The following is a 5,409-nucleotide window of genomic DNA, read 5'->3' as shown; positions in this document are numbered from 1 at the left end:
TTAGGCACCTCAACTCCCGGCAGGTTGAGACGAAGGTTCAAGGAACTCGCCGGCGGTTCCGGCCCCACCGGCATGGCGCTCATACGTGGCGGCTGCTCGCCGCGGCGCCAAAGCACCGGCTTACCATGCACCTCAGCGAGATGCTGATGGTGTGCCTCAAGGTCCCAGCCCTCCGGCTCATCCCCCCAGACGCTGTTCTGACACCACTGCTGCAGCGGCGAGAGCGAGTAGTACTCGTAGAACAACTCGCCCACGACGACCAGCACGACGCCGACGGCGGCGACCCAATTTAGCGGCACAGCCAGGCGCAACAAGGACAGGCGCAGAGCGGTCGCTGAGGCGCCCTTGAACTGCCCGATAAGCCCTGCCGCGAAGATCGGCAGGGTTCCACCAGCCACCGCGATATCCCCCGCCAGGGCGATGCCGGCCGCCAGACGCTGACGATCTGTGGTAGCTCGCTCTCCTTTAAGCCATTGACGTCGAGCATCAAAGGCTGCAGTAAGAGCAGAAAAGCCCGCCACGCCGATCATCGCTCGATTGGTCAATCGCGCCCAATCGTCTAGATGATCCAGGCTGCCGGCCGCCTGCTGCACCGCCGTCTGAAATGACTTGCCTTCGTAGAGGCGTCGATAGCGAGTATCGTGAAGGATCTCCAGAACACTGCCCGTAGCAGCAATCGTCCCGAAAGCACCGGACAGCACATTCATGGTCGCCTCACCATACCGCTCCCCGGTGCGCCAGGCTGTCCACCACTGTTGAATCGCCCCACCAAACAGATAGCCATTCAATACCAGCATAAAGCCACTCAGCCCCACCGGCACGGCACGACTCGGGGCGATACCTCCCTGCTCATTACGCAACAATGCATCCCAGGCATTCTGATCCTGGAGCGCCTGGCGGACCAGACGCCGCTCATTCAACGCCGCACGGGAGGCCTGTTCGCTAAGCCCGGTTACTTTAAAGGCCTGATTGCCCGCTTCATCGAGGGGATAGGTGGCTTCGGACAGCTCATCGAGCACGCCGGCTAACGCCTGACGCTGTTGACGAACGGCCGCTCGCGCCTGGCGAATCCGCGTATCGTACACCCGCTTGGGCAACTGCTGGCGCTGGCGTTCCAATGTCCGTTCGATGTGACTCGTGCTTTCCACCTCGTCCGCCAGGCTCTCGGCACGCTGTATCAGGCCGTTGAGACGGTCGAGAACGATCTGCTCGGGGATTTGCCAGCCCAATTGGTAGGCGGCGAGCCGAGTATAAAGCTGGTGGCGCACACCGTTGGAGGTGCGATCGAACAGGGCGCTGAAACGTTCCTCGAGATTCAGCGATTCAGTCTCGTCCAACACGCTGGCCAGCAGGGCGCGCCCCATCACCTTTTCCTTGGCCGTCAACTCGGTTACAACGGTGGCTCGTGCTTCTTCGCCAAGGCCATCGAGGTTCTGCAGACGTAATTGATCCTGCTGATCGACGCGAGCTCGCCACTGAGCATGCGTGCCGGGTGTATCCTTTGCCGACATCAACGCCATCAGACTCGCCTGGGCATTCTTCCAATTCGCCGCCGCGGCATTGATGAAGCCGGTCAAGGGCGTCACGTGCAGGCGGTGCGCCACCGAGACCTCTTCGAAGTAGTGCTGGACCAGGAAGTCCTGCTGACCGCAGGCCTCCAGGGTCGTGAAAAGACGATGCTCGAGGCTGCTGCGCAGGATGGCCTGGGTATCGTCCTCGCCATCGAGAAGGCTGGCATACTCGTGCCAGCGGGGCAGCAGGGTCTTGATGTCTTCGCCGACCTGCTCCTTGTGGGCCCGCCACTCGCCCTGCCATTGGTCCGCCTCGGCGAGAAAGTCACGCATCTCGCCGGGGCGAATGACGTCCTCAATGCCTTGCTGGGCCAGCCAGCGATCGCCCTCCTGGCTGCCGTAGACGCGCTCGAAATAGTCGTCGTGCGTCTCGCGAGCGAAGTCGCGGACCGATTCGGCGTCAGTGCCCAGGCGCTCGGCGAGTTCACCACTCACAGTATGCACTTCCGCTTCCAGCGCCTGCTGTTCCCGTGAGCGAAAGCCGGGGTGCCCACCGCTGTTGACCAGGTCCTCCGAGTGCTTGGCATCGTACTGGTTCTGCAAGTCCATCAGGCGCCGGAGCTGCTCCCTGTCTGACTCACTGGCTGCCCCTAGCCATTCAGGAATATCCCCCTGACCGGCACGCGCGATCATGGGATTCAGGTCAAGTTGCATGAAGCCATCGATGGCCCGGGCGGCGAAGTGTTTCTCGGGCTCCTCGTCCAGCCACCCGGCCTCCTGACCGGCAATCAGCGTCCAGGCGCCGACCAGATCGTTGGCTCGAGCCACCACGTCCGCGACGATCAGGCAGGCACTATCCTCACGATATTCGGCCTGGATATTTCCCGTGATGGTGGCCGCCTGCGCCATCTGCCAGTCCTCGCTCGCCGTCCACTGGTACCGGCCATAGTCCAGGCGTTCTTCGGAGACAGTTCTCTCACCCAGGTCATCCGCCAGCACTCCGCTCAACTGGTCGGGCGGCAACAGGTGATCTGTCCCGTTGCCCGGACAGTAGGAACCGAGATTGACTGTCAGCATCACCTCATCCTGCACCTCCGGCTTCGCCAGCAGGAGAGCCGCTCGCTTCTCCTCCAACTCCACCTGGCTGTAGAGCACCTTGATGCTGCCGCTCCGTTCGAGAATGATCGGGTCACCGCTGCCATCCGGCGCTACCTGAAAGGTCTGCAGTTCATCGGGAGCGGAGCTGTGGATCAGATAAAGCCACCCTGGCCTGACAGGCCGGATACCGTTGGGCCGGAAATCTCCCTGAATAGAAGGTGATACCCCCGGCAGGGACACTTCCTGATCAGGCTCTACCATGGCATAGCGCACCGGCACCAGTTGCAGGTCAGGCTTCTGCAACGGACATTGCCCCGTTTCCTGGCCAGGATCGTTATCACTTTGGTTATCGGCCACTCGGTTGGCAGATTCCATGTCGATGCTCATACTGACGTCTCCCTGTTCAGCTGGGCCTGTGCGAGACTCACCGCCGATTTGAGGCGCTCCATGGGCGGGCGCCCGTCCGCGACCTTTAGGCTTCTGGCCAACTCGGGCATAACGTTCTCATCCAGCGCCGAGCGCCCATGGGCCCCGAGGATGTTAGCCAGGTAAAAATGCGCGCGTCGTCCATGGAAACCGAGCGCCACCGTCAGCTCGATCACCTCGCCTGCCGCTTCCTCGGCACCGTCGAAGGTAGATAGCCAAGGCCCCGTGGCGAAATACGTCTGCAGATGCTCAGCAAGTTCGAAACGAAACCGTCGCCAGGCAATGCGTTCCAGAGAGGCCCAGTGCGCTTCGGTTAGCTGGAAGCGCACCGCCAAATTGTCTCGAAGCCACTCACCATCGCTCTCGAAGTGGTGCCAGATCAGTTCTTGTTTCTGCATCTCTGGTAGCCACAGGCGCTTGATGGGCCCCATAAGGAAGCTGGTTTGCTGTAAGGATTCCGCCTCGCACAAACAACGCATGACCTCAGGGGAAGCCACCCGTAACGTCTGCTCACCTTGCCAAGGATGTTCCACGATCAGCAGCCTACGCAGGTGGTCGGCCACCACTTCCATTGGCTCACTCGAGGTCAGTAGCCATCCGGCTTCCCTGATAGCCTCCTCTTCGATGAAGCGCTCGAATACCGGGCTGCCCACCTCCAACTCGACCAAACAAGGTGACAGCGCCCGGCAGCCACTCAGCGGCGTGTCGAGATAGAGCGGTTCGTACACTGGCGAGGAGTGCGTCTCGTAGAGCCAACGTTCCACTGGCTCCATAGTGACACCATCCAGTAGCACAAAGAGGCACTCACCTCCCCGATCACTGGGCACCGGCGGCCGTATCACCGACCAACCACTCATGCCGAATCGCCACCCTGGCCATTATTGGAAGGCTTGCAGAGTTGCGCCGTGGCCATCTCTTGCCTCAGGACAGCTTCCTGACGGGGCGCCTCGATCGCCTCATGCGTTTCCTCGGCTGCTTCCCCCGGCAGGATCGGCGCCTGGGCACTCTGCCCGGTGCCTGAGCCGGGGCTGCCGCCGGAGTTGATCTTCACGCTCGGCCCAACGATGGTCACGCCGCTGGGATCGAGCTTCAGGAAACTACCGCCGGCCTTGAGGGTGATCTCGGCGCCGGCTTCGACCACGACCTTCATGCCGGCCTTGTGGTGCACCTCGCTGCCGGCCTCGACGAGTTGGGCGCGACCGATCTTCTCGTGACGGGTCTGGCCCACGCTGAGGTGGTCGTCGCCATCAATCTGGGTACGCCGCTCGCCGTGCACGGTGAGGTGGTCGTCGCGGTCGAGTTCGCTCACCCGGTCGCGCTTGACGGCCAGGTGGCTGTCGCGGCGGATTTCCTCGGTGCGGTCGTTCTCGGTGAGCAGCTCCAGGTCCTTCTGGGCGTGCAGCCAGATCTGTTCGGCGTCGTGCTGGTCCTCGAAGCGCAGTTCGTTGAAGCCCTCACCCTGGTGGGTCTGGGTGCGCAGCACGGTGCGCGTCTTGTGCGCCGGCAGCTCGTAGGGCGGCGTATTCACCGCGTGGTAGGTGCGTCCGGTAATGATCGGCTGGTCGGGGTCGCCCTCCAGGAAGGAGACGATCACCTCGTGGCCGATGCGCGGAATCGCCATCATGCCGTAGCCGCCGCCGGCCCAGCCCTGGCTGACGCGCAGCCAGGCACTGGCGGTTTCATTGGGCTCGGCGTAGCGGTCCCAGGGGAACTGGCAGCGCACCCGGCCGTGGGCGTCGCAGTGAATCTCCTCGCCCTCGGGGCCCACCACGAAGGCCACCTGGGGGCCGTCGACCCGTGGCTTGGGCTCGGGCGCAGGCCGCCAGGCGGTGTCGTCCGGGGTCAGCGTCAGGGTGTTGTGGTAGCGGGTCATGCCATCGGCCTGGGCGGCGTCCTCGCCCAGCGCCTGGGGTTGTTCGCCCGCGTGGACCACCTTGACGACCTGCCAGCCGCGGTTGAGCTCGCTGACGTCGTGGTCGGCCAGGGTGAAGCGCATGCCCGGGGCCAACTCGGGCAGGTCGCTCTCGCCGGCCAGGGTCAGGGCGTCGTGACGCAGGTGCTCCAGCCGGTGGCGGGTGAAGGCCCGGCCCGAGGCGTCGGCCTTGTAGCGGCCCGGGTAGTCGTAGTGCTCGTAGTCCGACCGTTGGCTGTGCTGCTCTAGCCCCTGGCCCTGATGGTCGTGAAGCTGACCATAGGCGGGCTGCTTGAACGAATAGTCCTTGAGCTGGGCTCGCGCCGGGCGCACCCGGGCGGTCTGGGTCAGCCGGCGCAGGTGACGCTGCGGCGCGGTGCCACCGGCGCGATGGTGGTAAGGACGCTCGCCGAGCCCGGTGAGCACCTGGGGATCGTCGGCGAACACCAGCCGATGGGCGCC

At 63.7% G+C, this 5,409-nt stretch carries 3 protein-coding genes; all 3 read right to left on the bottom strand.

The window, feature by feature from the left end; translation table 11 throughout:
* The coding region (locus FZZ93_RS18040) for a toxin VasX (protein WP_149323684.1) at positions 1 to 2,996 on the bottom strand (2,996 nt) is incomplete at its 3' end.
* Complete coding sequence (locus FZZ93_RS18035; protein WP_149323683.1) at positions 2,993 to 3,892, bottom strand: DUF4123 domain-containing protein; 900 nt, start codon at positions 3,890 to 3,892, stop codon at positions 2,993 to 2,995. The genes FZZ93_RS18035 and FZZ93_RS18040, both read right to left, overlap by 4 nt.
* Positions 3,889 to 5,409 (bottom strand): type VI secretion system Vgr family protein (locus FZZ93_RS18030; protein ID WP_149323682.1); only part of this gene is annotated, 1,521 nt, incomplete at its 5' end. The genes FZZ93_RS18035 and FZZ93_RS18030, both read right to left, overlap by 4 nt.

Source organism: Halomonas eurihalina, from assembly GCF_008274785.1.
GTDB classification, from domain to species: Bacteria; Pseudomonadota; Gammaproteobacteria; order Pseudomonadales; family Halomonadaceae; genus Halomonas; species Halomonas eurihalina.
Note: the sequence above shows the minus strand (reverse complement) of the source record. Positions and strands in the feature narration are given on the sequence as shown.